The sequence below is a fragment of the Sinomonas sp. T428B genome (genome assembly GCF_056780155.1).
Genome location: NZ_JBRAZR010000001.1, coordinates 3,040,532 through 3,066,946 on the forward strand (window position 1 = coordinate 3,040,532; position 26,415 = coordinate 3,066,946).

At 71.3% G+C, this 26,415-nt stretch carries 21 protein-coding genes; 2 read left to right on the top strand and 19 right to left on the bottom strand.

The annotated features are described in order from the left end of the window. Window positions 1–58: 58 nt before the first annotated feature. Both ACUYMY_RS14085 and ACUYMY_RS14090 read right to left on the bottom strand, forming a co-directional pair. Window positions 59–1,588 (bottom strand): APC family permease, encoded by a 1,530-nt coding sequence (locus tag ACUYMY_RS14085; RefSeq protein ID WP_481704157.1) that lies wholly within the window; start codon window positions 1,586–1,588, stop codon window positions 59–61. Between the two features lie 119 nt (window positions 1,589–1,707). Then, entirely contained in the window at window positions 1,708–3,156 is a 1,449-nt protein-coding gene (locus ACUYMY_RS14090) for an FAD-dependent oxidoreductase (protein ID WP_481704158.1), read from the bottom strand. 120 nt (window positions 3,157–3,276) lie between these two features. Between ACUYMY_RS14090 and rarD the strand changes: the two genes are divergently transcribed. After that, entirely contained in the window at window positions 3,277–4,290 is a 1,014-nt protein-coding gene (gene rarD, locus ACUYMY_RS14095; protein ID WP_481704159.1) for an EamA family transporter RarD, read from the top strand. Window positions 4,291–4,436: 146 nt separating this feature from the next. Here the strand turns inward: rarD and ACUYMY_RS14100 are convergent, their stop codons facing one another. The 4 genes from ACUYMY_RS14100 to gabT form a co-directional block, all read right to left on the bottom strand. After that, window positions 4,437–5,399 (bottom strand): type IV toxin-antitoxin system AbiEi family antitoxin domain-containing protein, encoded by a 963-nt coding sequence (locus ACUYMY_RS14100; protein WP_481704160.1) that lies wholly within the window; start codon window positions 5,397–5,399, stop codon window positions 4,437–4,439. A gap of 26 nt (window positions 5,400–5,425) precedes the next feature. Beyond that, window positions 5,426–5,956: an OsmC family protein gene (locus tag ACUYMY_RS14105; RefSeq protein ID WP_481704161.1), complete on the bottom strand. Its 531-nt coding sequence runs from the start codon at window positions 5,954–5,956 to the stop codon at window positions 5,426–5,428. Between the two features lie 9 nt (window positions 5,957–5,965). Further along, window positions 5,966–6,838, bottom strand: a complete 873-nt coding sequence (locus ACUYMY_RS14110) for a universal stress protein (protein ID WP_481704162.1) — start codon at window positions 6,836–6,838, stop codon at window positions 5,966–5,968. A 114-nt stretch (window positions 6,839–6,952) separates the two neighbouring features. Then, entirely contained in the window at window positions 6,953–8,314 is a 1,362-nt protein-coding gene (gene gabT / locus ACUYMY_RS14115) for a 4-aminobutyrate--2-oxoglutarate transaminase (RefSeq protein WP_481704163.1), read from the bottom strand. A 159-nt stretch (window positions 8,315–8,473) separates the two neighbouring features. Between gabT and ACUYMY_RS14120 the strand changes: the two genes are divergently transcribed. Then, window positions 8,474–9,907: a PucR family transcriptional regulator gene (locus tag ACUYMY_RS14120; RefSeq protein ID WP_481704164.1), complete on the top strand. Its 1,434-nt coding sequence runs from the start codon at window positions 8,474–8,476 to the stop codon at window positions 9,905–9,907. A gap of 104 nt (window positions 9,908–10,011) precedes the next feature. Here the strand turns inward: ACUYMY_RS14120 and ACUYMY_RS14125 are convergent, their stop codons facing one another. The 13 genes from ACUYMY_RS14125 to ACUYMY_RS14185 all read right to left on the bottom strand — a co-directional run bounded on the left by ACUYMY_RS14125 (window position 10,012) and on the right by ACUYMY_RS14185 (window position 26,340). Beyond that, window positions 10,012–11,466, bottom strand: a complete 1,455-nt coding sequence (locus tag ACUYMY_RS14125) for an FAD-dependent oxidoreductase (protein ID WP_481704165.1) — start codon at window positions 11,464–11,466, stop codon at window positions 10,012–10,014. A 47-nt stretch (window positions 11,467–11,513) separates the two neighbouring features. Beyond that, window positions 11,514–12,758, bottom strand: coding sequence for a uroporphyrinogen-III C-methyltransferase (gene cobA, locus ACUYMY_RS14130; protein ID WP_481704166.1), 1,245 nt, complete (start codon window positions 12,756–12,758; stop codon window positions 11,514–11,516). A gap of 181 nt (window positions 12,759–12,939) precedes the next feature. Continuing rightward, entirely contained in the window at window positions 12,940–13,866 is a 927-nt protein-coding gene (locus ACUYMY_RS14135) for an ABC transporter permease (protein WP_481704167.1), read from the bottom strand. Next, a complete protein-coding gene (locus tag ACUYMY_RS14140; protein ID WP_481704168.1) occupies window positions 13,856–14,581 on the bottom strand; it encodes an ABC transporter ATP-binding protein in 726 nt (241 codons plus the stop codon). Before ACUYMY_RS14140 ends, ACUYMY_RS14135 begins: the two co-directional genes overlap by 11 nt. A gap of 46 nt (window positions 14,582–14,627) precedes the next feature. Further along, window positions 14,628–15,812: an ABC transporter substrate-binding protein gene (locus ACUYMY_RS14145; RefSeq protein ID WP_481704169.1), complete on the bottom strand. Its 1,185-nt coding sequence runs from the start codon at window positions 15,810–15,812 to the stop codon at window positions 14,628–14,630. 255 nt (window positions 15,813–16,067) lie between these two features. Then, complete coding sequence (locus ACUYMY_RS14150; RefSeq protein WP_481704170.1) at window positions 16,068–16,697, bottom strand: DUF6318 family protein; 630 nt, start codon at window positions 16,695–16,697, stop codon at window positions 16,068–16,070. Between the two features lie 121 nt (window positions 16,698–16,818). Then, window positions 16,819–19,059: a catalase/peroxidase HPI gene (gene katG / locus ACUYMY_RS14155; protein ID WP_481704171.1), complete on the bottom strand. Its 2,241-nt coding sequence runs from the start codon at window positions 19,057–19,059 to the stop codon at window positions 16,819–16,821. Window positions 19,060–19,183: 124 nt separating this feature from the next. Further along, window positions 19,184–20,119 (bottom strand): homocysteine S-methyltransferase, encoded by a 936-nt coding sequence (mmuM, locus tag ACUYMY_RS14160; RefSeq protein WP_481704172.1) that lies wholly within the window; start codon window positions 20,117–20,119, stop codon window positions 19,184–19,186. A gap of 105 nt (window positions 20,120–20,224) precedes the next feature. Further along, a complete protein-coding gene (locus ACUYMY_RS14165; RefSeq protein ID WP_481704173.1) occupies window positions 20,225–21,607 on the bottom strand; it encodes a sulfate adenylyltransferase subunit 1 in 1,383 nt (460 codons plus the stop codon). Next, the gene (gene cysD / locus ACUYMY_RS14170) at window positions 21,607–22,599 is read right to left on the bottom strand and encodes a sulfate adenylyltransferase subunit CysD (protein ID WP_481704174.1); all 993 of its coding nucleotides are present in this window, start codon (window positions 22,597–22,599) and stop codon (window positions 21,607–21,609) included. Before cysD ends, ACUYMY_RS14165 begins: the two co-directional genes overlap by 1 nt. Then, window positions 22,596–23,309, bottom strand: a complete 714-nt coding sequence (locus ACUYMY_RS14175; protein ID WP_481704175.1) for a phosphoadenylyl-sulfate reductase — start codon at window positions 23,307–23,309, stop codon at window positions 22,596–22,598. The genes cysD and ACUYMY_RS14175 overlap by 4 nt, the downstream gene beginning before the upstream one ends. After that, window positions 23,306–25,075 carry a nitrite/sulfite reductase gene (locus ACUYMY_RS14180; protein ID WP_481704176.1) on the bottom strand — a complete coding sequence of 590 codons (1,770 nt, stop codon included), beginning with the start codon at window positions 25,073–25,075 and terminating at the stop codon, window positions 23,306–23,308. Before ACUYMY_RS14180 ends, ACUYMY_RS14175 begins: the two co-directional genes overlap by 4 nt. A gap of 116 nt (window positions 25,076–25,191) precedes the next feature. After that, window positions 25,192–26,340, bottom strand: coding sequence for an MFS transporter (locus ACUYMY_RS14185; protein ID WP_481704177.1), 1,149 nt, complete (start codon window positions 26,338–26,340; stop codon window positions 25,192–25,194). Window positions 26,341–26,415: the final 75 nt, after the last annotated feature.

Sequence of the window (26,415 nt, forward strand, 5' to 3'; positions counted from 1 at the left end):
CGAAGCAATCATCTGTATGACAAATTCTGCAAAATGCCGTGGCACGGCTGGTTTGACCTCATTGCCCACTGCTTTCCCCCATGTCGGTCCTCGCCTCGACCGCTTCGCGGGGCCCCGCGAAGCGCTCATTGAGACGCGAATTTCTCTGACCGTACAGGAAGTAGATGGCGAAACCCAGAAGGAGCCAGACCGTGAAGTAGATCCATGTCTCGACCGCCAGGTTGGTCATCAGATAGAGGCACAGGATCGCCGAGAGGACGGGCACGGCCTTGCCCCCGGGGACCCGGAAGGCCGGCTTGAGGTCGGGGCGCTTCTTCCGCAGGACGAGGATGCCGAGGCTCACGACGACGAAGGCCGAGAGCGTGCCGATGTTGATCATCTCCTCGAGCACGTCCACGTTGGTGAGGCCGGCCACGAGGGCGACGGCGATGCCGCAGATCACCTGGAGGCGGGCCGGCGTCGCGCGCTTCTCGCTGGTCACCGACAGCGCGCGGGGCAGGAGGCCGTCCCGGCTCATCGCGAGGATGACGCGGGACAGGCCCATGAGCAGGACCATGATGACGGTCGTGAGGCCCACGAGCGAGCCGAACGCGATGACCTTCGCGGCGTCGGTGTTGCCCACGGCCTCGAACGCCGTGGTGAGCGTGGGCGACTCGGCCTCTGCAAGGGTCGTGTAGGAGACCATGCCGGTGAGCGCGAGGGAGACGAGGATGTACAGGAGCGTCACGAGCGCGAGGCCGCCGAAGATGCCGCGCGGAAGGGTCTTCTGCGGGTCCTTCACCTCCTCGGCCGAGGTGGCGACGACGTCGAAGCCGATGAAGGCGAAGAAGACGAGGGCCGCGCCGGCGAAGACGCCGAACAGGCCGTACTGGGCGGGGGCCGCGCCCGTGAGGAACGAGAACAGCGACTGCTTGAGCACCTCGGTGCCGCCCGCGCCCTCGGCGGGGACGGCGTCGGGAATGAACGGCGCGTAGTTCTCGGCCCTGACGTAGAAGAAGCCGACGACGATGACGAAGAGCACGACGGCGATCTTCACGAGCGTGAACACGTTGCCCACGCGCGCGGACAGCTTGGTCCCAAGCACGAGCAGGACCGTGAAGACCGAGACGACGAGGAACGGGCCCCAGACGAGCTCGACGGGCCCGAGCGGGATGCTCGGCGGGATCTCGATGCCCACGAGGGCGAAGACCTTGCTCAGGTACAGGCCCCAGTACTTCGCGACGACGGCCGCTGCGGTGAAGAGCTCGAGGATGAGGTTCCAGCCGATGATCCAGGCCAGGAGCTCGCCCATGGTCGCGTAGGTGAAGACGTAGGCGGAGCCGGCCACCGGGATCGCGGTGGCGAACTCGGCGTAGCACATGATCGCGAGGGCACACGTGACGGCGGCGACGGCGAACGAGAGGGTGACGGCCGGGCCGGCGAAGTTCGCCGCGGCCTTGGCGCCGACGGAGAAGATGCCGGCACCGACGGCGACGGCGACGCCGAGGATCATGAGGTCCCACGTGCTCAGGGTGCGCTTGAGGCGGCGGCCCGGCTCGTGGGAGTCCGCGATCGTGGTCTCGATCGGCTTGGTCCGGAGGATCTGCATTCCAGACTCCTGGTGTTCGGGGGGATGGCACAAACCCGACAACTATAGGCGTCCAGTGGGCGAGACCTTCAGAATGTCTCAGGATGCGAGACGGGGGCAGATCCCCCGTCCCGCTCCGCTCAGCGGCTCTCGGGGGTGCGGGAGATACGGATCATGTCCTCGCGCGGGACCACCTTGACGCGCTCGCGCTGCACGCCGCTCTCCGCCGTGAACTTCTCGCCGAGCGACTTCTCGTGCGCGTCGAGCTCGTTCCACCCCTCCCACGTCGTGTACTCGACGCCGCGCTCCTCGAGCAGGGCGATGATCGCGTGCTCGTCCGGGTTCGTCGCGGGCGGGAGGTCGTCGCGGTCCTCGAGCAGGCAGCCGATCGTCTCGAGGGCGTCGCCCTTCGTGTAGCCGATGAGGCCGACCGGGCCGCGCTTGATCCAGCCCGTCGTGTAGACGCCCGGCAGCGGGGTGCCGTCCGGGCGCAGGACGCGCCCGGCCTCGTTCGGGATCACGCCCCGGCGCTCGTCGTACTCGAGCTCCGCGAGCTCGGAGCCGTGGTAGCCGATGGCCCGGTACACGGCCTGGACCGGGTAGTCGAGGAACTCGCCCGTGCCGCGGACGTTGCCGGTGCCGTCGAGCTCCATGCGCTCGAAGCGGATGCCGGCGACCTTCCCCGGCGTCTCGGGCGAGTCGTAGATCTCGACCGGGCTCTGCAGGAAGTGCAGGTGCAGGCGGCGCGAGGCGCCCGTGTCCTGGTCCTCGGCGATCCAGTTCGCGAGCGTGTTGACCATGGTCTTGACCTGGTTGTTCGTCTTGATCGCCTCGTCGGAGGCCTCGTCGAACTCGAAGTCCTCCGGGTAGAGGACGATGTCCACGTCCCGGGAGTGCGAGAGCTCGCGCAGCTCGAGCGGGGTGAACTTGATCTGGGCAGGGCCCCGGCGGCCGAACACGTGGACGTCCGTGACGGGGCTGCGCTTGAGGGCCTGGTACACGTTGTCCGGAATCTCGGTCACGAGCAGGTCGTCGGCGTGCTTGGAGAGCATGCGGGCGACGTCGAGGGCCACGTTGCCGTTGCCGATCACCGCGACCTCCTTGGCCTCGAGCGGCCAGTCCCGGGGGACGTCCGGGTGGCCGTCGTACCACGAGACGAAGTCCGCCCCGCCGAAGGAGCCCTCGAGCCCGATGCCGGGGATGTCCAACTCGGCGTCGCGGATCGCGCCCGTGGCGAAGATGACGGCGTCGTAGAAGTCGCGGAAGTCGCTCAGCGTCAGGTCACGGCCGTAAGTGACGTTCCCGATGAAGCGGATGTCGCCGCGGTCCAGGACCTTGTGGAGGGCGTTGACGATGCCCTTGATGCGCGGGTGGTCCGGCGCGACGCCGTACCGGATGAGGCCGTACGGGGCCGGGTACTGGTCGAACAGGTCGATGCTGACCTCGACCTCGCCGTCCTTGACCTCGTTCGACTTGGTCAGGATGTCCGCTGCGTAGACGCCGGCGGGGCCGGCACCGATGATGGCGACCCGCAACGGCCGTTGCACGGAATCGCGCTGCACGGTGGGCTCGGCGGGGGCTTCAGGCACAGGGTTTCCTTCCGGGATGCTGGCTGGCGGCCGGCGGCCACGCACAACCGCCTAGTCTACCGCTGGCGCCCCCGGTGCGGGCCGGGGAATACATGACAGGGGCATGGATGTTCTACGCTCGTGACCGAGAAGCAGATCGCCGATGCCCCCGCCCCCACCCCAGCAGCCTCGGGGAAGGCCCCGGCGAATCCCTCGGGACCCCCGGCCTCCTCGGTCGGCCTCCTCTTCGGCATCGGAGCCTACGGCCTGTGGGGCCTGCTTCCCCTCTACTTCATCACCCTCGCCCCCGCCGGCCCCGTAGAGATCGTCGCCGACCGGGTCCTGTTCTCCCTCATCGTGTGCTTCGCCCTGCTCACCGTCGCGCGCTCGTGGCGGGCCTTCGGCGCCGTCCTGCGCAGCGGACGGGCGTTCGGCGCGCTCGCCCTCGCCGCGGCGCTCATCGGCGTCAACTGGCTCACCTACACCTACGGCGTGCTCAACGGCCAGGCCATCGAGGCCTCGCTCGGCTACTTCATCAACCCGATCGTCTCGGTGCTGCTCGGTGTGCTCGTCCTCAAGGAGAGGCTCCGGCCGCTGCAGTGGGCCGCCGTCGGCATCGGCAGCGTCGCGGTCCTCGTCCTCTCCGTCGCCTACGGGCAGGTCCCGTGGATCGCGCTGATCCTCGCGTTCAGCTTCGGCTTCTACGGGCTCGTGAAGAACCGGGTGGGCGCGACGGTCGACGCCGTCACGAGCCTCACGGTCGAGACGGTGGTCCTCACGCCGGCGGCCCTCGGTGTCGTCGCCTGGCTCGCCGCCGCGGGGACCCTCACCCTCACGGGCCACGGCCCGGGACACTTCTGGCTGCTCGCCGCGAGCGGCGTCATCACCGCCACTCCCCTGCTGTTCTTCGGGGCGGCCGCGCGCCGGCTGCCCATGACCACCATCGGGCTCCTGCAGTACATCGCCCCACTGTCCCAGTTCCTGCTCGCCGTGACCCTGCTCGGCGAGCACATGGCCCCCGGGCGGTGGATCGGCTTCGGGATCGTGTGGCTCGCGATCCTCGTCCTGACCGCCGACACCCTCCTCATGGCCCGGCGCCGGCGGGCCGGCCTCCGGGCCGCAGGGCTGGCGGCCGGTGGATCCGCGCGCGACTAGGGGACTGCTCAGGACCAGCAGGCCGGGCCCTGACTGAATGGCAGGCGCTTGCCCTCACGTCAGGCCCTTGCCTTCATAACAGGCGTCGGCGCCGGCCTGTTGTGAAGGGCACGGCCTGTCGGGCTCCTGGCTGAGGAATTCGACCGTCATGCGGCCAGTTTGCGCGCCCTCTCGAACGCAGAGAGGACCGTGGAGGCGATCTGTCCGGGGACCGAGAGGTTCGCCCAGCGCACCCTCGCCACCGTCCACCCCTCAGCGACGAGGGCGAGCTCTCGTCGGCGCTCGGCGAGCAGGACCTCCTGCGTGGGGCGGTAGTCGAAGTATTTGGCATCCCCGTCGAACTCGAGGATCACCAGCAGGTCAGGCCAGGCAAAGTCGGCTCGATACTCGCCCTCCGACGTCTCGATCCGGTACTGGAGGATGGGGCTGGGCAGTCCCGCAGCGGCCAGAGCGAACCGCGTCCGGGTCTCCCCGGGAGACTCGGACCTGCCATCAAGGAGGCCGAGGAGGTTCTCGATCCGCCGTGCCCCACGAGCCGCCCCCGACCTTTCCGCCGCGGCCCTGATTCCGTCCAGTGACGCGCCGAGCCTCAGCGCATGGTCCCCGATGATGGCGGCGCGTTCCGGGTCCAGGATCCTGGCGACATCCGCCACGGATCGCTCCAGGGACGTCGACCGCGCCAGTCTTCCCGGACCGAGGCGGACGGGGACGATGTCCTCCTCCGGAACGTACAGGGAGTGTGCTCGGACATCCGCCCCGTGGCTCGTCCTCGACCCTGAGTACGGGACCGTCACGTGGACTGCGCCGTCAGTACCCCACGTGCGGCAGCCCAGGATCCTCGCCGCAGTCGAGTGGCTGTAGACCGCACCACCCTGGGTCGATAGCCAATGGGCCTCGATCCTGAGCCTCTCCTGATCCCAGGGGGCCAGGGTCAGCCAGTAGGCCCGCCGAACGTACACCCCTCGCCTCAGGCGAACGAGCTCCTTGCGGCGCACCGCCTCCGTCAGGACGCGGTGGTCGATTCCGGCGGCAGCTAGCTCGGATGTCGACGCAACGTGTGGTTCGGGCCAGCGAGCCTCGATGAGGCCGCGCATCTGGGTGGGCTTCATCCCTGCAGCCTGCCGTGCGGCCCGGCCTATGGGGCGGGCCGCGGTGAGTCTGTGGACAACTTCGTCTCACACCGCGGCTGCCTGTGCTCGCCTCCATATGAGCCTGTCACCTGCTCGACAGGCTTCAAGCGGCACAGCAGGCGTTGGCGCGGGCCTGTCGTGCCGGGCAAGGCCTGTCCGTGCCGGGCAATGCCTGTCGCACCGGGCAGGGCGTTCTCGACGACCTCGCGGACGAGGGCCTCGAGCTCGGCCTCGGGGGCGGCGCCCTCGAGGTCCACCTCGACGGCGATCCCGGTCGAGCGTGTGAGCTCCGCGTCGAAGGCGCCGTCAGCCCGGACCTCGACCCTGCCGAGGCCGATGCCACGCACGGCAGCCGCCGTATGGAGGTCGTTGAACACGCACGTCGCCATGGACAGGTGCAGAAGGTGGCCGCCGGAGGGGACCTGGGCGGAGAGCACGGCCGCGCCGCTCTTGTGGTGCCGGATAGCCAGGCCGTGCAGCGGGACGGCCTCCGGATGGTCCGGGGACGAGGCGATGCCTGCGGCGAAGCCGACCATGGCTCCTCCCTAGCCCAGGGGGTGGGACTCGGCGCGCTCGTAGTCGCGCGGGACGACGACCATGGGGACGGGCAGGGCCCGCAGGACCTTGTTGGCCATGGAGCCGAGGAAGATCTGGCGGTTCTGGGCCAGGCGCGAGGAGCCGACGATCACGAGTTCGCCCTCGAGCCAGTCGAGGTTGTCCACGGCCTCCTCGAACGTGCGCCCGTGGGCGACCTCGACGGTCGCCTCGTGCCCCTCCGGGAGCCTGTGGGCCGCCTCGGTGAGCACCGTGTTCGCGTGCCGGTGCGCGGCGTTGATGTTCTCGCCGAACTCTCCCGGCTCGTCGAGCTCGACGAGGGAGACGAAGCGGAGCGGGACGTTGCGCCGGCTCGCCGCGACGAGGGCGACGTCGATCGCGGCGTCCGCGCCCTCGCGCCTGCCGATGAAGGCCGTGAGCCGCTCGATCGGGTCCGTGCGGTGGTAGCCGCGGGGTGCGAGGGCCACGGGGACGGGCGAGGCGTGCAGGAGGGCGTTGGCCACGCTGCCCACGGTGTACCGCTTGAAGAGCCCGGTGCTCGCCGCGCCGATGACGATCAGGGCCGCCTCGGACTCGACGGCGGCCTCGATGAGCGCCGCCGCGAAGGAGTGTGCGCGGCGCACGTGGAAGGTGGCCTTGACGCCCTCGGGGACGAGGCGGAGGGCGTCCCCCTGGGCCGTGAGGATCAGCTGCTCGTCGACGTCGACGCGCTTGCCGTCGGGGCTCGCGGGAATGTACGGCACGTCCCCGGCCAGCACGAAGACGAGGTCCAGTTCGGCGCCCTGCGCGCGGGCGATCGCGACGGCCAGGGCCACCGCATCCGCCCCCCGGGCATCCGGCTGGTATCCGACGATGTAGCGCATGGCCCACCTCCTGGTGCTGGACACTCACGTCAGGGCAGAGACGCCCGTGGGCGCCCGGCACATGCCGGGCGCCCACGTCCGGTCTGCGGTCTACCGCAGACTCTACCGGGATAGCTACGCGACGCTGCGGATCGCGGCCTCGAGGACATCGAGGGCGTCGGCAAGCAGCTCGTCCCCGATCACGAGCGGCGGCAGGAGGCGGACGACGTTGCCGTAGGTGCCGCACGTGAGGATGATGACACCCTCCTTGAGGCAGTACTCGGCGATCTTCTTCGTCGCGTCGGCATCCGGGAGCTTCGTCGTCGCGGCGCTGCCGGGCTTGACGAACTCGAGCGCGAGCATGGCGCCGCGGCCGCGGATGTCGCCGATGATGCCTCCCTCGCCGAGCTCGTCGCGGAGCCGGCCGAGGCGCTCCTTGACCGTGGCCTCGATCTCACGGGCACGGCCGCGGAGGTCCTGCGTGTCCATCGTCTCGATCGCGGCGAGCGCGGCCGCGCACGCGACCGGGTTGCCGCCGTAGGTGCCGCCGAGGCCGCCGCCGTGGACGGCGTCGAGCAGCTCCGCGCGGCCGGTCACGGCAGAGAGCGGCATGCCGCCCGCGATGCCCTTCGCCGTCGTGATGAGGTCGGGGACGACGCCCTCGTGCTGGACGGCGAACCACTCGCCCGTGCGGGCGAAGCCGGACTGGACCTCGTCCGCGATGAAGACGATGCCGTTCTCCTTCGCGAACTCCGCGATCCGCGGCAGGAAGCCCTCGGCCGGGACGATGAAGCCGCCCTCGCCCTGGATGGGCTCGATGATGATCGCGGCGACCTGGTCGGCGCCGATCTGCTTCTGGATCTGCAGGATCGCGCGCTCGGCGGCCTCCTTGCCCGTGATCTGCTGGTTCTCCTCGCGGAACGGGTAGCTCATCGGGACGCGGTAGACCTCGGGCGCGAAGGGGCCGAAGCCGTGCTTGTAGGGCATGGCCTTCGCCGTCAGGCCCATGGTGAGGTTCGTGCGGCCGTGGTAGGCGTGGTCGAAGGCGACGACGGCGTTGCGGCCGGTCGCGACGCGGGCGATCTTGACGGCGTTCTCGACGGCCTCGGCGCCGGAGTTGAACAGGACCGTGCGCTTGGCGTGCTCGCCCGGGGTCAGCTGGTTGAGCTTCTCGGCCACGGCGATGTAGCCCTCGTACGGGGAGACCATGAAGCACGTGTGCGTGAAGTGCTCGACCTGCTCCTTGACGGCGCCGACGACGGCGGCGTCGGAGGCGCCCACGGTCGTCACCGCGATGCCCGAGCCGAGGTCGATGAAGGAGTTGCCGTCGACGTCGTGGACGATGCCGCCGTCGGCATCGGCCACATAGACGGGCACGGACGAGGCGACGCCGGCGGCGACGGCCTGGGCCCTGCGGGCCGCGAGCTCGAGGGACTTGGGGCCGGGGAAGTCGTGGAGGACCTTCCGCTTCTGCTCGAGACGGTACTGGATGTCCATGTGAAGTCTTTCCTTTCAGTGCAGCGGCGCCCGGGGCGCTCCTCGCCTGCGTCGCCTTCCACGGTATGCGAGCGGCGCCACAGCAGGAATGGCCGATCGCACCACCTTGCCTCTCAGACGTAGTGCGATCGGCCAGCGCTGAAGCCTATGATGGTGGGCATGGCGCTCACGCTCTCCGACCTCCTCGCACGCCCCGAACTGGGACTCCGGCTCGCCGGATCTGCCGGGTCGACGCTCGGGACGGAGATCCAGTGGGTGGCCGTGACGGAGCTCGAGAACCCGGCCCCGTTCCTCTCCGGCGGCGAGCTCGTGCTCACGACCGGCGCGCGCCAGCGCAGCGCCGTCGAGCAGCGCCGGTTCGTCCGCGTCCTCCAGCGCGCGGGCACGCTCGGCATCGGCTTCGGCGTGGGCCTCGGCCACGACGAGATCCCCCCGGCGCTCATCGCCGAGGCCAACCGCTGGGGCGTGCCGGTCCTCGAGGTCCCGTACCACACGCCTTTCATGGCCATCGGCAAGCTCGTCGCCGACTCGCACTCGGCCGACCACTATGCGAGCCTCGAGCGGCTCATCGCCGGCCACCAGGTGCTCGCGCGCTCGCTCCTGACGGGCGGCGGCCTCGCGGACGTGCTGAAGAACCTCGGCGAGATGCTCTCCACGGATCTCGTCCTGACCCAGTTCACCGCCCAGCTCTACGCCTCGAGCCCCGACGCGGGGACCCCGTCGATGGACCGCTGGGTCGCCTACCCCATCCCGACGGGCCGGCGCGACGCCTCGACACTCTGGGCCAAGAAGCCCTTCGAGGACACGGGCATCATCTCCTACGCGCAGAACCTCATCAGCCTCGAGCTCAACAACCTCATGAAGCAGCGCCAGGCCCAGCGCGCGCTCGCCGGGCAGGTGATGAACGACGTCGTGCGCGGCACCCTCGAGGCGGACGAGGCCTCGCGCCGCCTCGCCGGCGTCGGCGTCAACTCGACCCGGCGCAACGTCGTGCTGCTCGCGGAGTCTGCCGCGCACCACAAGAACCTGCGCGGCACGACCCTGCCGGCGGCGCTCGAGAACGCGGTCTCGGCGACGCTCGACCACGACCTCGTCGTCGTGGTGGAGGACGACGGCGCGCGGGCGCCGCGGCTGGGCCGCCTCCTCGCCGACCACCTCACCGAGGCCGGGATCCACGCGACGATCGGGATCGGCGGCTCCTACACGAAGCCGAACGGGCTGCGGTGGAGCTACTTCGAGGCCAAGGAGGCCGCGACGCGCGGGCTCGACGTCAACGAGCCCGAGCGGCTCAGCCTGACCTCGCTCCTGCTCGCGAGCGAGGACGTGCCGCTCGCGGACATGGCGGGCGAGGCCGTGGGGCCGCTCGTGCGCTTCGACGCGCAGCACGGGTCGGAGCTCGTGCACACCCTCGAGACGTATCTGAACCTCAACGGCTCGGTCGCGCAGGTCGCCGAGGAGCTCAACCTGCACCGGAACACCGTGCGCTACCGGCTCGGGCAGATCGCCGAGCTCACGGGCTACGACCCGGCCGTGACGGCGGACAGGGTCCAGCTCTACCTGGCCCTCGCGGTGCGCAAGGTCGCGAAGGCCTGACTGGGTCCGGCTCCTTGACGCGAAATGTTGGGTTGAGCAGGGTGCCGCGGGTGCGAACCCTGCTCAACCCAACATTTGGGGAGCGGGGGCGGACTCGGCAGGCGTCAGCCGGCGGTGATCGCCGCGCCGTTCGAGATCGCGACCATCTCCTCGCGGGAGACGACCTTGACGCGCTCGCGCGCGACCTCGCCCTTGTGCGTGACGGCGGGCTCGGCGGCAGCGCCGAGGGCCTTCTCGTGCGCGTCGAGGGCGATCCAGCCCTCCCACGTCGTGTACTCGACGCCGCGGGCGGCGAGCAGCTCGGTCACGGCCTCCTCGGCCGGCTCGGCGGCGAAGGGCAGGGACTCGCGGTCCTCGAGGAGGAAGTTGATCGTCTCGAGGGCGTCGCCCTTGGTGTGGCCGATGAGGCCGACCGGGCCGCGCTTGATCCAGCCCGTCGCGTAGAGCCCGGGCACGTGGGTGCCGTCGGCGTCGAGGACGCGCCCGCCGTCGTTCGTGATGACGCCGCGGCGGTGGTCGAACTCGACGTCGGGCAGGGCCGAGCCGAAGTAGCCGATCGCGCGGTACACGGCCTGGACCGGGTAGTCGAGGAACTCGCCCGTGCCGCGGACGTTGCCGGTGCCGTCGAGCTCCTGGCGCTCGAAGCGGATCCCGGCGACCTTCCCCGGCGTCTCGGGCGAGTCGTAGATCTCGACCGGGCTCTGCAGGAAGTGCAGGTGCAGGCGGCGGGAGGCCGTGAGCTCGGCCGGGTCCTCGGGCTGCTCGGCGATCCAGTTCGTCAGGGTGCCGACCATCGTCTTGACCTGGTTGTTCGTCTGGATCTCGCGGTCGGAGGCCTCGTCGAACTCGAAGTCCTCGGGGTAGAGGACGATGTCGACGTCGTGGCTGTGCGAGAGCTCGCGCAGCTCGAGCGGGGTGAACTTGACCTGCGCGGGGCCGCGGCGGCCGAAGACGTGCACGTCCGTGACCGGTGACTCCTTGAGGATCCGGTACACGTTGTCCGGGATCTCGGTCACGAGCAGCTCGTCGGCGTGCTTCGAGAGGACGCGCGCGACGTCGAGGGCCACGTTGCCGTTGCCGATGACCGCGATCTCCTTGGCCTCGAGCGGCCACTCGCGCGGGACGTCCGGGTGGCCGTCGTACCACGAGACGAAGTCGGCCGCGCCGAAGGAGCCCTCGAGCTCGACGCCCGGGATGTTGAGGTCCGCGTCCTTGATCGCGCCGGTGGCGAAGATGACGGCGTCGTAGTGCTTGCGGAGGTCCTCGATGCTCAGGTCCGTGCCGTAGTCGACGTTGCCGAAGAACCGGATGTCGCCGCGGTCGAGGACCTTGTGCAGGGCGTTGACGATGCCCTTGATGCGCGGGTGGTCCGGCGCGACGCCGTAGCGGATGAGGCCGTACGGGGCCGGGTAGCGGTCGAAGAGGTCGATGCTCAGCGTGAGCTCGCCCGAGGCGACGGGCGCGCTCTTGGTCAGGAGGTCGGCGGCGTAGACGCCGGCGGGACCGGAGCCGACGACGGCGACGCGGAGGGCGCGCTGAGCGAGGGGGGAGTTCGACACGGCTGTGTTCCTTCTGTTCGTTCTGAAGAGTCCGGAAGTGCTGATGGTCAGGGGGTCGTGCGGGAGGCCAGGGGTGCCGGGAAGTGCGCCCGGGCGTACGGGCTCACGCGCACCACATCGCCGATCACGACGACGGCGGGGTTGGCGACGCCGACGGCGCGGGCCCGGTCAACGATGGTACCGAGGGTCGCGATCGTGACGCGCTGCTCGGGCGTCCAGCCGCGCTCGACGACGGCGACGGGCGTCTCCGCGCCGAGCCCCCGCGAGCGCAGGACGGCGACCGACTCGGGGAGCCGGCGCACGCCCATGAGGAGCACGATGGTGTGGTCGGGGCGGGCCGGGAGCTCCGTGAGCTCGTCGTGCCCGGTGGCGACGCTGAAGCCGGTCGCGAGGCCGCGGTGCGTGACCGGGATGCCGGCGGCCGCCGGCACCGAGACGGCGCTCGTGACGCCGGGGACGACCTCGACGTCGACGCCGTGCTCTCGGCAGAACTCCGCCTCCTCGCCGCCGCGGCCGAGGACGTACGGGTCCCCGCCCTTGAGGCGGACGACGACGTGCCCCGCGAGGGCCTCGCGGACGAGGATCGCGTTGATCTCGGACTGGGTGGCCTGGTGGGCGCCGGGCGCCTTGCCGACCTCGATCACGCGAACGCCCTCAGCGAGCTCGCCGAGCAGGTCCCGCGGGCCGAGGCGGTCGGCGACGACGACGTCGGCCTCCGCGAGGAGCTGGCGGCCGCGGACGGTGATGAGCCCGGGGTCGCCGGGGCCGCCGCCGACGAGGGCCACACGGCCGGGGCGGCGGCTGGAGTTCTTCCGGTGGCGGCGCAGGGGAAGCTTGCCGGTGCGCAGGGCGAGGGCGATCGCGTCCTTGAGGGCCTTGGCCCGGCGCGGGTCTCCCCCGGCATTCACGGCCACGGTCACGTCGTCGACGCGGACGGTGGCGGGGGTCCACGCGGCGGAGGCCTCGTGGTCGGCGGCGTTGACGCACCAGATCCGGCGCTCCTCGGCCTCGGCGGTCACGCGCGCGTCCACGGCGGGGACGCCCGTGGCGGTCTGCACGAACCAGACCCCGTCGAGGTCCGCGGTCTCGTAGGCGCGGGGCACGAGCGTGAGGAGGCCGGCGCTCGCGAGGCGCGCGACGTCGTCGTGCGCCTCCGGGGCGACGACGGTGACGATCGCGCCGGCGTCGAGGAGGCCCTGCGCGCGGCGCGCGGCCACCCGGCCGCCGCCGACCACGAGGACGGGGCGCCCCAGCAGGCGCAGCGCCGCGGGATAGAGGTCCTGGAGTGCCATGAATCAACGGTAGGCTGCCGCCCCGGGGCAGCGGCAACACATCGACACAGCCGTTCACGCTAGGTAACCCTGCGTCACATAGCGTCCCGCGCCGCGATGCGGGGCCGGCACGGCAGCGGCCCCGCCCCTCGCCCGGACGGGCGCGAGGGACGGGGCCGTGGGGCAGGCCGTGCAGGTGGGGCTAGCGCGTGCTCCCGGAGAGGAGGCCGCGGCGGGCCAGCAGCCGGCGCTCGATCGGGCCGAAGACGGCCAGCTCGATGAGGATGCCCACGAAGAGGATGATGAGGATCGCGCTCATGACGACGCCCATGTCGCTGAGCGTGCGGCCCTGGTCCAGGAGCGAGCCGAGGCCGAAGCCCATGGTCCCCCCGACGGCGATGATCTCGGCCGCCATGAGCGAGCGCCACGAGAACGCCCAGCCCTGCTTGAGGCCCGCGACATAACCGGGGAGGGACGCGGGGAGGATGACCTGGAGGGCGAGCTCGGCGCGGGAGGCCCCGAGGACCTTCGCGACGGAGCGGTACTGCGGCGGCACCTGGTCGATGCCGGAGATGAGGCCGTTGACGATGGACGGGATGGCGCCCATGAGCACCACGAAATATACGGTCGCGTCCGTGAGGCCGAACCAGATGATCGCGGCCGGGACCCACGCGACGGACGGCAGGACCTGGAGGCCCGAGATGAGCGGCCCGAAGGCCCGGCGCAGGGTCTTGACCTGGCCGAGGAGCAGGCCGAGCGGGGTCGCGACGACGACGCTCACCGCGAAGCCGAGCAGGCCGCGCTGGAGCGAGGTCCACACCGACTCCTGGACCTTGCCCTCGCCCCACAGCTCCGCGAGGGAGGCGAGGACGTCGAAGGGGCCCGGGACGAGGTCGCGGCGCTTGAGGCCGAGGCTCACGTACAGCTGCCAGGCCAGGACGAGGACGACGACGGCGGCGATCGGCAGGAGCGCGCGGGTCCAGTCCCGTCGGCGGCGGGACGTGTCCGACTGGAGGTGGTCGAGGCCGGCCTCGAGGGTCCGCAGCTCCGCGTCGGAGGACTGCGGCTGCGCGTGGCCTGGTGCTTGAGTGCTCACCGTGTCCCTCTCGAGGGTGGAATTACTTGGCATGGCGTGCAATCTCCTCACGCAGGCGGGCGGTGACGTCCCCCGTGAGGGCGGCGACAGCGGCGGCGTCGTTCTTCGTCTCCTCCGGAACCGCCCACTCGGCGACGACCCGGCCCGGGCGCGACGAGAGGAGCAGGACCCGCTGCCCGAGGCGGATCGCCTCGCGGACGTTGTGGGTCACGAAGATGATGGTACGGCCGGTCTCGCGCCAGATGCGCGTGAGCTCCTCGTGGAGGAGGTCGCGGGTGATGGCGTCGAGGGCGGCGAAGGGCTCGTCCATGAGCAGGACCTGGCGGTCCTGGGACAGGGCCCGGGCGAGGGCGACGCGCTGGCGCATGCCGCCCGAGAGCTCGTGCGGGCGCTTGTCGCCGGCCTCGCCGAGGTGGACGAGGTCGAGGAGTTCCGTCGCCCGCGCCCTGCGCTCGGCCTTGCCGACGCCGCGGAGCTTGAGCGCGAGCTCGATGTTGCCGCGGGCCGTGAGCCACGGGTAGAGCGCGGCGTCCTGGAACATGAACGCCGCGCCGTCCGCCGGGACCTCGAGCGCACCCGAGGTGGGGCGCTCGAGGCCGGCGATGATGTTCAGCAGGGTCGACTTGCCGCAGCCCGAGGCGCCGAGGAGCGCGACGAACTCGCCCTGGGCGATGCTCGCGCTGACGCCGTCGAGGACGGGTGCGCCCGCGCCGAAGCGCTTGCCGAGGTTCTCGAGCAGTACGGTCATGTCGATTCCTTCTGTGGGGTTCCTGGCCGGGTTGGTCCGGGCCCGGTCAGTCCTGGCCGAGGCCGGCGGCGCTGGCCTTCTCGTGGCCGGGGATGGCGTTGAGTGCGCGGAGGTCGAAGAGGCCGTTGATGTCGGCGTCCTTCGTGACCCCCGCCTTGACGCCGTCCTGCAGGAGCTTCGGGAAGGCCCCCGCGAGCGGGTCGGTCGTGAAGGTGATGTTCGCGAGGGCCCGGTCGATGACGTCCCCCGGGAGCTCGGCGCCCGAGGAGGCCCTGAGGGCGGCGTTGATCGTGCTCGCCTTGTCCGCCGGGCTGGCCTGGTTGAGCCAGTTGACGGCTTCGACGTGGCCCTTGAGGAGCGCCTCGACGGTCTGCGGGTGCTCCGCCGCGAACTTCTTGTTCACGATGAGGATCGTCGTGGGGAACTGGCCCGGCTTGCCCGTGCCCTCGCCGTCCCAGAGGTCCTTCTCGTCGACGAGCACCTTCGCGCCGGCCTGGAGCACGAGGCGCGAGGCCCACGGCTCGGGCAGCCACGCGCCGTCGAGCTTGCCGTCCTGGAAGAGCTTGAGGGTCTGGGCGTTCTCAGTCGGGTTGATCGTGACGTCACCGCCGCCGTTCGGGTTCGTGGCAAAGCCATGCTCCCCGAGGTAGGCGCGCAGGGCGACGTCCTGCGTTCCGCCGAGCTGCGGGCTCGCGAGCACCTTGCCCTTGAGCTGCTCCGGGGAGGTGATCTCGGGCTTGACGACGAGCTGCGCCCCGCCGGCGGCGGCGCCGGCGATCACGGCCACGGACTCGCCGTTGCTCTTGACGAAGGAGTTGATGGCCGGGTTCGGGCCGATGTAGGTCGCGTCGATCGCGCCGGCGTTGAGGGCCTCGATCGCGGCAGGGCCGGCGTTGAACACCTGGGTGCTGAAGGTCTCGGTGCCGGCCGCCTTGGCCGCGTCCGCAATAAAGCTGTTCTGCACGCCCACGAGGGCGGGCGCGTGCGTGACGTTGCCGAAGTAGCCGAGGCGGAGCTGCGGGGCCGGCGTTCCGACGGCGGCTGCCGCGCTCTGTGACGGCTGGGACTGGCTGGCGCTGGAGGCGACGGTCGCGATGGCGGCGCCGGCACCGAGCAGGAGCACGACGGCGGCGGCAATCCCGATCTTGAGGCCGCGGCCTCGCTTCGCCTCCTGGTCGGCCGACTCGGCCGTGATGCGCACGGTCTCTGGGGTCTTGGTCGTTTCGCTCATGAATGGTCCTTGGTCTCGCAGAATCGCAGGCCGAAGATCGGCCTGCCGACGGGGGTGATGGGGCCTATCGTGAGGTCCGACATCGGGGCACAGTGCCCCGGCGGTCGACAGGCGGCTGCGGGATCATGGGTTCAAGCGTAGGGACGGCGTAGTCGCGCCCCAAGGGTGCGGTCACGGGCAGTCACGTTGCGTCATGGAGCGTCACACGGGGGCTTCCGGCCCGTCCCCGAGAGGAGAAGGACGTCCGGCCGACATTCACTGGCGGGCGGCACCAGGCTGTCCGAGGTCGACCATCGACCACCGACCGTTGGCATATTCCGCTGTTGCCAGAAGTGTCGCGTTTGTTGCCGGCGTCGGCGTCGAGACGGTGCCGGAAGGAGAGACGCTGCTGATCTCCGTCTGATGGAGTTCGACGGTCGCCGTCCATCGACCGTTGCTGTCCGGGGTCCCCTCCGTGGAGAATCCGGACAGGTTCAGGCGTCCCCCGGTGATCCACCCGCCGGCCGCGGTCGTCGCGTCAATGTTCTTCGCAGAGGTTCCGCACAGGGTGCAGCCCTCGTGGGCATTGTCCAGGGCGGGTTCTGTGTCACCGGTCTGATACGCGTAGTCCAGGAGAGAGACGTAGTACCGCACGAAGGCCTCAAAGCCCTCTCGCGTGTTCTGCTTCGCCGCTTCCGGCAGCTCGGGGACCGGAATGTTGCGCGCGGGTTCCGTCGACGAGGCCGGCGTCGGGCGGGCGTCGTTGGTCGGGACCGATGCCGACGAGCTGCTCGATGCACTCGGTGACGGGTTCTCCGCCGAGCCCCCGGCGCAGCCAGTGAGGGCCAGGACGCCGGCGGCGGCGAGAGCGGGCAGTACGGTGCGGAGTGTGCGACGGAGCGCCATGGACATCCCCCGGGAGTCGTTGGTACGCCGCGCAGAGGCGGCCGATCCTGACCGGGTCTCTTTTCCCCGGTACGGTGCAGGGCCGGCCACGTGAGCGGCCGGCCCTGCAGTGCAGCCCATCTCAGCGGAGGTCGAAGCGGTCCAGCTCCATGACCTTCGCCCAGGCGGCGACGAAGTCGCGGACGAACTTCTCCTTCGCGTCGTCGCTCGCATAGACCTCGGCGAGGGCGCGCAGCTGCGAGTTGGAGCCGAAGACGAGGTCGACGGCGGTTGCCGTCCACTTCGTCTCCCCGCTGCCGACGTCGCGGATCTCGTAGACGCCCTCCTCGGACTCCGAGGCCTTCCACTGGGTCCCCGGGGACAGGAGGTTGACGAAGAAGTCGTTCGTCAGCACGCCCGGCCTGTCCGTGAGGACACCGTGCTGCGAGCCGCCGAGATTCGCCCCCAGCGCCCGCATGCCGCCGACCAGCGCCGTCATCTCCGGGGCGGAGAGGTCTAGCAGGTAGGCCCTGTCGACGAGGAGCGTTTCGGGCTGGAGCTTCTCCCCGGGCCGTACGTAGTTCCGGAACCCGTCGGCGCGCGGTTGGAGGTACTGGAACGACTGGACGTCCGTCTGCTCCTGCGAGGCATCGGCCCGCCCCGGCCGGAACGGCACCGTGATGTCGACGCCGGCGTCACGCGCCGCCTTCTCGACGGCGGCGCAGCCGCCGAGGACGATCAGGTCCGCGAGGGACACCTTCTTCCCGCCGTCCTGCGCCCCATTGAATTCCGACTGGACGCCCTCGAGCGCCTCGAGCACACGGCCCAGCTGCTCGGGCTGGTTCGACTCCCAGCTGCGCTGGGGCTCGAGCCGGATCCGGGCGCCGTTGGCGCCGCCGCGCCGGTCGGTCTTGCGGAAGGTGGAGGCGGCGGCCCACGCCGTGGAGACGAGCTCGGCCGGAGACAGGCCGGAATCCAGGAGCTTCGTCTTGAGGGACGCGATGTCGGAGTCGTCGATGAGCCCGTGGTCGACGGCGGGGATCGGGTCCTGCCAGAGCTGCGGCTCCGGGACCCAGGGCCCGAGCAGGTGCGGGCCGACCGGGCCCATGTCGCGGTGCAGGAGCTTGTACCAGGCCTTGGCGAACGCGAGCGCGAACTCGTCGGGGTTTTCGAGGAACCGCCGGGAGATCTTCTCGTACGTCGGGTCGACACGGAGCGAGAGGTCCGTCGTGAGCATCGTCGGGCGATGCTTCTTCTCCTGGTCGTAGGCATCCGGGATGATCTCGGGAGCATCCTTGGCCACCCACTGGTGTGCACCCGCGGGGCTCTTGGTGAGCTCCCACTCGTGCTCGAAGAGGATCTCGAAGAACCTGTTGCTCCACTGCGTCGGGCGGTCCGTCCAGGTGACCTCGAGGCCGGACGTGATCGTGTCGGGCCCCTTGCCGCTCCCGTAGGTGCTGAGCCAGCCGAGGCCCTGGTTCTCGAGGTTCGCGGCCTCGGGCTCGGGGCCGACATGCGCGTCGGCGTCGGCCGCGCCGTGCGTCTTGCCGAAGGTGTGCCCGCCCGCAATGAGCGCCACGGTCTCCTCGTCGTTCATCGCCATGCGCCCGAAGGTCTCGCGGATGAACGCCGCCGCCGCGGCCGGGTCCGGGTTGCCCTTGGGGCCCTCGGGGTTGACGTAGATGAGGCCCATCTCGGTGGCGCCGACCACGGGTGCCATCTCCGACTCACTCACGTAGCGCTCGTCGCCCAGCCACGCGTCCTCGGGGCCCCAGAAGATCTCCTCGGGCTCCCACACGTCCTCGCGGCCGAAGGCGAATCCGAAGGTCTTGAACCCCATGGACTCGAGCGCGACGTTGCCCGCCAGGACCAGCAGGTCCGCCCACGAGACCTTCTGCCCGTACTTCTGCTTGACCGGCCACAGCAGGCGCCGGGCCTTGTCGAGGTTGGCGTTGTCCGGCCAGCTGTTGAGCGGGGCGAAGCGCTGACTGCCGTCGCCGGCCCCGCCCCTGCCGTCGAAGACGCGGTAGGTGCCGGCGGCGTGCCAGCTCATGCGGATCATGAGGCCGCCGTAGTGGCCGAAGTCGGCGGGCCACCAGTCCTGCGGCGTGGTCAGGACCTCGATGATGTCCTGCTTGAGCGCCTCGACGTCGAGCTTCTGGAATTCCTCGCGGTAGCTAAAGCCCGAGCCGAGCGGGTTGCCTGCCGGGTGATGGGCGTGGAGCACGGAGAGGTCGGGCTGGTTCGGCCACCAGTCCGCGTTCGTCCGCGGGCGGTGGGCCTTGGGCTGGGGCGAGTCGATCGCCGGGTTCTCGCTCTCGCTGCCGTGCGAGGTGACGCTGTCGGGGGCGGCCGGGGATCCGTCCTGTTTGCTGTCGGTCATCGTCATCCTTCCTCTCTCCGAGGCCGGCGTCGGACTCGGGCGACCGGTCGAACACCGCCCATTGGATCACGCGGGTTGGGGGTACGGCTACCCGTCCAAACGGATGGTCTGTGCGCGGATCCGCTCACTCGAGGGCGCGTGCGAGGGCGGCGATGTCCGCCGGCGTCGTCCGGCAGCAGCCGCCGATGAGCCGGGCCCCGAGCGCCGCCCACTCCCCCGCGCGCGAGGCGAGCAGGCCGGCGTCGTGCGCGCCGCTGCGCCAGGCCTTGACCGCCGGGTCGTAGGCCTCCCCGGAGTTCGGATAGGCCACGAGCGGCAGGTCCGTGTGCGCGGCGAGCTCGGCCAGCGCGGGCCCGACAAGCGCCGGCGCGACGCAGTTGACCCCGAGCGCGACGACCCCGTGCCGGCCCGCGAGCTCCGCCGCCACGCGGGCGAGCGGCGTGCCGTCGCTGAGGTGCGACGCGTCGCGGAGGGTCATGCTGAACCAGGCGGCCGCCCCGAGCTCGCCGACGAGCTCGGCCAGCGCGCCGATTTCGGCGGCGTTCGGCAGGGTCTCACACGCCAGCACGTCGGCGCCGGCCTCGAGGAGCGCCTCAGCCCGGGGCCTGTGGAAGTCGAGGTACTCAGCCCGAGTGAGCGTGTAGTCCCCGCGGTACTCCGAGCCGTCGGCGAGGTAGGCGCCGTAGGGGCCCACCGAGCCCGCGACGAAGAGGGCGGGCGACGCCGGGTGGTCGCCGAGGCGGGCGCGGCGCGCGCCGTCGGCGAGACGCACGCTCTCGCGCACGACGCCGAGAGCCTCCTCGCCGCTCAGGCCTCGCCGCGCGAAGCCTGGCACCGACGCCTGGTAGCTCGCCGTCGTCGCGACCCGCGCGCCCGCGCGGAAGTAGTCGCCGTGGACAGCGGCGATGAGCCCGGGCGCCTCGAGGAGGACCTTCGCGGACCAGAGCGGGTCGTCGAGGTCGCAGCCGCGGGCCTCGAGCTCGGTGGCCAGCGCGCCGTCGAGCACGAGCGTCTCCCCCGCGGCGAGGGCGGCGGCGAACGGGGTCGGGGCGGCGGCCATGGAACGAGCGTAGAGCCACTCCGGGGCGCCCAACGGAAACGGCGCCCGCCACCTCGAGGAGGTGGCGGACGCCGTCGTCGTTCTGGTGTGTTCAGGAGGAGAACGTCAGATCCAGTACCGCTCGTCCTCGGTGTCGCCCGGGTGCGTGCCGACCATGCCGGCGGCGAGCGTGTTGCCGTCCTGCGGGTCGATCACGAGGAACGCGCCGGTGCGGCGGTGCGTCGCGTACGGCTCGAGCGGCAGCGGCGCGGCCAGGCGGATCTGGACCTCGCCGATGTCGTTGAGCTCGAGGCCGGACGCCGGGGACACCTCGAAGGACTCGAGGTCGAGCTTGCCGGTCACGGCGCGCACGAGGCCGCGCACGGTCGAGGTGCCGTGCTTGACGTACACCTTCGCGCCCTCGCGCAGCGGCTTGGTCGAGAGCCAGGCCAGCGAGCCGTAGAGGTCGGCGGAGCTCTCCGGGAGCGTGCCGGCGGCGGCGATCGTGTCGCCGCGCGAGATGTCGAACTCGTCGGCGAGGCGCAGCGCGACGGACTGCGGCGCGGCCGCCTCCTCGAGCGTGCGGCCGGCGACGTCGATGCCCACCACGGTGGTCTCGCGCGGCGCCTGGCCGGGGGTCACGACGGCGACGCGGTCGCCCACGCGCACGACGCCCTCGGTGACCTGGCCCGCGTAGGCGCGGTAGTCACGGAACTCGTCCTCGGACAGGCCCGGCGCGAGCGCGCCCTGCGGCCGGATCACGGTCTGGACCGGGAAGCGGAACGCCTCGTGCTCGTCGTCCAGCTCGTCGGTGCTCGGGAGCGTCTCGAGGAGCTCGAGCAGCGTCGGCCCGGCGTACCACGGGGTGCGGTTCGAGCGGTCGACGACGTTGTCGCCGTCGAGCGCGGAGACCGGCACGGCGACGGCGTCGCGCAGCCCGAGCTCCCCCGCGACCCGCGCGACGTCCTCGGCGATCGCCGAGAACACGGACTCGGAGAAGTCCACGAGGTCGATCTTGTTCACGGCCACGACGACGTGCGGCACCCGCAGGAGCGCGACGACGGAGAGGTGCCGGCGGGTCTGCTCGAGCACGCCCTTGCGGGCATCGATCAGCACGACGACGGCGTCCGCGGTGGACGCGCCCGTCACCGTGTTCTTGGTGTACTGCACGTGGCCCGGGCAGTCCGCGAGGATGAAGTTGCGGCGGTCGGTCGCGAAGTAGCGGTACGCGACGTCGATCGTGATGCCCTGCTCGCGCTCGGCGCGCAGGCCGTCGGTCAGGAGGGCCAGGTCGAGGCCGCCCTTCTCGCCGCCGAAGCCACGGTCCGCGGAGGTGCGGGCGACGGCGTCGAGCTGGTCGGCGAGGATGGCCTTCGAGTCGTGCAGGAGCCGGCCCACGAGGGTGGACTTGCCGTCGTCGACCGAGCCAGCGGTGGCGAACCGGAAGAGGGAGCCGGAGCCCAGCACGGCCTCGGCGGACTCGACGATGTCGATCGGGGTCGAGGTCATCAGAAGTACCCGTCCTTCTTGCGGTCTTCCATCGCCGCTTCGGAGATGCGGTCGTCGGCGCGGGTGGCCCCGCGCTCGGTGAGGGTCGAGGCGGCGACCTCGCGCACGACGTCGTCCACGGTGAACGCGTCGGAGAGCACGGCGCCGGTGCAGGACATGTCGCCGACGGTGCGGTAGCGCACGGTCTTGACGACGACGTCCTCGTCCGGGCGCGGCTGGGAGAACTCGCCGATCGCGCGCCACATGCCGTCGCGGTGGAACACCTCGCGGTCGTGCGCGTAGTAGATCGAGGGCAGCTCGATGTTCTCGCGGGCGATGTACCGCCAGATGTCCAGCTCGGTCCAGTTGCTGATCGGGAAGGCCCGCACGTGCTGCCCCACCGTGTGGCGGCCGTTGTACAGGTTCCACAGCTCGGGGCGCTGGTTGCGCGGGTCCCACTGGCCGAACTCGTCGCGCAGGGAGAGGATGCGCTCCTTGGCGCGGGCCTTGTCCTCATCGCGGCGGCCGCCGCCGAACACGGCGTCGAACTTGTTCCGCTCAATCGCGTCCAGCAGGGGCACGGTCTGGAGCGGGTTGCGGGTGCCGTCGGCGCGCTCCGCAAGCTCGCCACGGTCGATGAACTCCTGGACGGAGCCGACCACGAGCTTGAGGCCGAGCCGGGCGACAGTGCGGTCGCGGAAGTCCAGGACCTCCGGGAAGTTGTGGCCCGTGTCCACGTGCAGGACCGGGAAGGGCACCTTGCCGGGCCAGAAGGCCTTCGCGGCGAGGTGGAGCATGACGACGGAGTCCTTGCCGCCCGAGAACAGCATCGCGGGGCGCTCGAACTCGGCGACGACCTCGCGGATGATGTGGATGGCCTCGGCCTCGAGGGCGTCGAGCAGGGGCAGGGCCGGGCCGACTTCGGCGGCCACGGCCGCCTGAGCCGCGGCCGGCTCGGCCGCCGGGAACTCGTGCGTCACGCTGTCTACCGTCTCTTCAACTCGAGTGCTCATACGTGGAGCCCGCATTCTGTCTTGTCAGTGCCGGACCAGCGCCCGGCACGGGGGTCTTCTCCTGGGGCGACGGGCCGCGTGCAGGGCGCGCAGCCGATCGAGAGGTAGCCCTTCGCGAGGAGGGGGTTGACCGGCAGGAGGTTGTCCTCGGAGTACTGGACCAGCTGGTCGAAGCTCCACGGCGCGACCGGGTTGACCTTGACGAGGCCGTTCTTCTCGTCCCACGTCACGAGCGGGGTGTTCGTGCGGGTCGGGGCCTCGTCGCGGCGCACGCCCGTGAACCACAGCTCGTAGCCGGCGAGCGAGCGGGAGAGCGGCTCGACCTTGCGCAGGGCGCAGCAGCGGGCAGGGTCGCGGGCGAAGAGGTCCTTGCCCTCGGCGGCGTCCTGCTCGGCGACAGTCTGCCGCGGCGTCACGTCGACGATGTTCACGCGCAGGTTCTCGGCCACCTCGTTCCGGGTCTGGTACGTCTCCGGGAAGTGGTAGCCGGTGTCGAGGAAGAGGACGTCGACGCCGGGGAGCTGGTCCGCGACGAGGGCCGGCAGGACGGCGTCAGCCATCGAGCAGGCCACGGTCGTGGCCTCGGTCGCGAAGTTCCGGGCCACCCAGCCGATGACCTCCTCGGCGGAGGCGTCCCAGCCGAGCTCGGCCGCGCCGGCCTCGGCCAGGGCCTTGAGCTCCTCGGGGGAGCGCTTCGTCACGGTGCTCACTGCAGGGCCTCCTCGTCGGCTGCCAGGGCCCACTCGGCGAAGGTCTGCTCCTCGCCGGTGCGGTCGGCGAGGTAGCGGCGGGTCACGCGCTCGACGTAGTCGGGCAGGTCCTCCGTGGTGACCTTGAGCCCGCGCACGGTGCGGCCGGTGCCGGCCTCCTCGCGGGTGTCGGAGGCGAGGCCGCCGCCGAGGTGGACCTGGAAACCGGGGGTCTGGCCGCCGTTGCCGTCCGGCAGGAGCTGGCCCTTGAGGCCGATGTCCGCCGTCTGGATGCGGGCGCACGAGTTCGGGCAGCCGTTGACGTGCAGGGTCAGCGGCTTGAGCAGGGCGTTCGCGCCGCTGCCGTCCTTGGCCGGCTCCGCCTCGAAGCGCTTCTCGAGCTCGGCCACAGCAGCAGTCGCCGTGTCCTTCGTGTCCACGATCGCGAGCTTGCAGTACTCGATGCCCGTGCAGGCGATGGTCGAACGGCGCCACGGGCTCGGGTTCGCGTACAGCCCGAGCTCCGCGAGGCCGGCGACGAGCGAGTCGACGCGGTCCTTCTCGATGTCGAGCACGACGAGCTTCTGGTGCGGGGTCGTGCGCAGGCGCTGCGAGCCGTGGGCCTCGATGAGGTCCGCGAGCTTGAGCAGGATCTCGCCCGAGACGCGGCCCACGGTCGGGGTGGCGCCGATGTAGAACTTCCCGTCCTTCTGCGCGTGCACGCCCACGTGGTCGCCCGGCGTCGACGGCTTGACCGCGGCGGGGCCGTCGGGGAGCGGCGCGGAGAGGTACTCGGTCTCGAGGACCTCGCGGAACTTCTCGGCGCCCCAGTCCTGGACGAGGTACTTCAGGCGCGCGCGGTTGCGCAGGCGGCGGTAGCCGTAGTCGCGGAAGATGCTCGTGACGCCGGCCCACACCTCGGCGGCGCGGGAGGGCTCGACGAACGTGCCGAGGCGGACGGCGAGGTGCGCCGCCGTCGAGAGCCCGCCGCCGACCCACAGGTCGTAGCCCGGGCCCAGCTCGGGGTGGACGACGCCGACGAGCGCGATGTCGTTGATCTCATGGACCACGTCCTGGGACGGGTGGCCCGTGATCGCGGACTTGAACTTGCGCGGCAGGTTCGCGAAGGACTCGTCGCCGATGTAGCGCTCGGCGATCTCGTGGATCTGCGGCGTCGGGTCGATGATCTCGTCAGCGGCGATGCCGGCGACGGGCGAGCCGAGGATGACGCGCGGGACGTCGCCGCAGGCCTCGGTCGTGTGCAGGCCGACGGCCTCGAGGCGGCGCCAGATCTCCGGCACGCTCTCGACCTCGACCCAGTGGAGCTGGATGTTCTGGCGGTCCGTGATGTCCGCCGTGCCGCGGGCGAAGTCGACCGAGATCTGGCCGACGACGCGCAGCTGCTCGGTGGTGAGCGCGCCGCCGTCGATGCGCACGCGCATCATGAAGTAGCGGTCCTCGAGCTCGTGCGGCTCGAGCGTGGCGGTCTTGCCGCCGTCGATCCCGGGCTTGCGCTGGGTGTAGAGGCCCCACCAGCGGAAGCGGCCGTGCAGGTCCGTCGGGTCGATCGAGTCGAAGCCGCCCTTGGCGTAGATCGTCTCGATGCGCTCGCGGACGCTCAGCCCGCCGTCCTCCTGCTTCCAGGTCTCGTTGGCGTTGAGCGGGGTGGTCCCGTCCACCTTCCACTGCCCATTGGGCTTGGACGCGCGGGGACGGGCCGGCCGCGCCGGGGCCTGAGCCGCGCGGGCGGGTCGCTCCGTGCGCTCGGGTGCAGCAGTCTCACTCATGCATTCGAGGGTACGGACGCCACGCGGTCCCGCCCTACGGCATGTGACATGGAGGGTCACCCGAGGACACATTTCGTCGCATACCCGCGCAATGTGACGGGGAAGGCTTGACTCACCTAGCGCTGGAACGAGCTCCATGGGTGCGTGGCCCCGTACCGGCGCAGCCACAGGGCGAGCAGGAGGCACACGGCGTAGCCCGCGCCCACGGCGAGCCACCCGGCGTCGAACGCGCCCGTCGCGTCGGCGAGGACGCCCATGAGCAGCGGCCCGAGGGCGAAGCCCGCGTACATGCCCATCGAGAGGACGCCGGACGCGGCGCCGATCCGCTCGGGGGGCACGACGACGAGCACGGCGGCGTTGGTGATGACGTTGGCCCCGAGCACGGTCGCGCCGTGGAGGGCGACGCCGGCCCACAGGAGCGCGGGCGCGTGCCACGCGCCGGCGCCGAGGAGGCACGCGATGCCCGCGACCGCGCCGACGGCGAGGATGGCCAAGAGGCCCGACGGGCGGGCGCCGCGGGCCATGCGCCGCCCCCAGAGGATGCGCGAGGAGACCCCGACGATCCCGGAGACGCCCGCGGCGGCGCCGGCGAGCACGAGCGGGAACCCGAGCTCGCGCACGGCGAAGAGCGGCAGGTAGACGTTCGTGGCCTGCATGCCCAGGCCCGAGCAGAACGCGAAGCCGGCGAAGAGCCACACCGGGAAGCCGAGCGCGCCGCCCCGGCCGCGCGGCGCCGTCGTCCGCGGACGCGGGGCCTGCCGCGGGACCGTGCGGAGCGCGAAGGCGAGGAGCCCGAGGGCGACGACGGCGGCGAGGCCGAAGGCGCCGTGCCAGCCGAGCCACAGCGCGACGGCCGGGAAGAAGAGGCCCGCGAAGAGCTGGCTCGCCTGGACGCCCGACTGCTTGACGCCGATCCAGCCGGCGCGCTTCGCGTGCGGGACCTCCGTGGCGATCACGCGGTTCGTCGTGGGGTTCGAGAGCGACTGGGCGGGCCCGGCCAGGAGCGCGGCCGCGAGGAGGAGCCAGTAGGTGCCAGCGAGGGCCGCGGCGACGAGGGCGACGGCGGTCCCGCCGAAGATGACGACGAGCTGCTGGCGCGTCGTCGTGCTGTCGCTGAGCCGCCCGAGCGAGAAGCTGCTCACCGCGGCCGAGGCGAACACGGCGCCCGCGAGCATGCCGAACTGCGACTGGCTGATGCCGAGGTCCGCGATGATGAGCGGGCTCACGGCGCTCAGGCCGTAGTTGAGGATGGGCCCGACGCCCATCGCGGCGAGGAGCACAACGAGGAGCGCGGCGGAGGGTCGCCTCCCGGGCTCGGACCCTGGACCGGGGGCCGCTGG

Excerpts from the sequence above, each read along its gene's own strand:
- ACUYMY_RS14085 (WP_481704157.1), bottom strand. The coding sequence starts at position 1,588 with ATGCAGATCCTCCGGACCAAGCCGATCGAGACCACGATCGCGGACTCC.
- ACUYMY_RS14100 (WP_481704160.1), bottom strand. The coding sequence starts at position 5,399 with ATGAAGCCCACCCAGATGCGCGGCCTCATCGAGGCTCGCTGGCCCGAA.
- ACUYMY_RS14105 (WP_481704161.1), bottom strand. The coding sequence starts at position 5,956 with ATGGTCGGCTTCGCCGCAGGCATCGCCTCGTCCCCGGACCATCCGGAG.
- ACUYMY_RS14110 (WP_481704162.1), bottom strand. The coding sequence starts at position 6,838 with ATGCGCTACATCGTCGGATACCAGCCGGATGCCCGGGGGGCGGATGCG.
- gabT (WP_481704163.1), bottom strand. The coding sequence starts at position 8,314 with ATGGACATCCAGTACCGTCTCGAGCAGAAGCGGAAGGTCCTCCACGAC.
- ACUYMY_RS14120 (WP_481704164.1), top strand. The coding sequence starts at position 8,474 with ATGGCGCTCACGCTCTCCGACCTCCTCGCACGCCCCGAACTGGGACTC.
- cobA (WP_481704166.1), bottom strand. The coding sequence starts at position 12,758 with ATGGCACTCCAGGACCTCTATCCCGCGGCGCTGCGCCTGCTGGGGCGC.
- ACUYMY_RS14135 (WP_481704167.1), bottom strand. The coding sequence starts at position 13,866 with ATGCCAAGTAATTCCACCCTCGAGAGGGACACGGTGAGCACTCAAGCA.
- ACUYMY_RS14140 (WP_481704168.1), bottom strand. The coding sequence starts at position 14,581 with ATGACCGTACTGCTCGAGAACCTCGGCAAGCGCTTCGGCGCGGGCGCA.
- ACUYMY_RS14145 (WP_481704169.1), bottom strand. The coding sequence starts at position 15,812 with ATGAGCGAAACGACCAAGACCCCAGAGACCGTGCGCATCACGGCCGAG.
- ACUYMY_RS14150 (WP_481704170.1), bottom strand. The coding sequence starts at position 16,697 with ATGGCGCTCCGTCGCACACTCCGCACCGTACTGCCCGCTCTCGCCGCC.
- katG (WP_481704171.1), bottom strand. The coding sequence starts at position 19,059 with ATGACCGACAGCAAACAGGACGGATCCCCGGCCGCCCCCGACAGCGTC.
- mmuM (WP_481704172.1), bottom strand. The coding sequence starts at position 20,119 with ATGGCCGCCGCCCCGACCCCGTTCGCCGCCGCCCTCGCCGCGGGGGAG.
- ACUYMY_RS14165 (WP_481704173.1), bottom strand. The coding sequence starts at position 21,607 with ATGACCTCGACCCCGATCGACATCGTCGAGTCCGCCGAGGCCGTGCTG.
- cysD (WP_481704174.1), bottom strand. The coding sequence starts at position 22,599 with ATGAGCACTCGAGTTGAAGAGACGGTAGACAGCGTGACGCACGAGTTC.
- ACUYMY_RS14180 (WP_481704176.1), bottom strand. The coding sequence starts at position 25,075 with ATGAGTGAGACTGCTGCACCCGAGCGCACGGAGCGACCCGCCCGCGCG.
- ACUYMY_RS14185 (WP_481704177.1), bottom strand. The coding sequence starts at position 26,340 with ATGGGCGTCGGGCCCATCCTCAACTACGGCCTGAGCGCCGTGAGCCCG.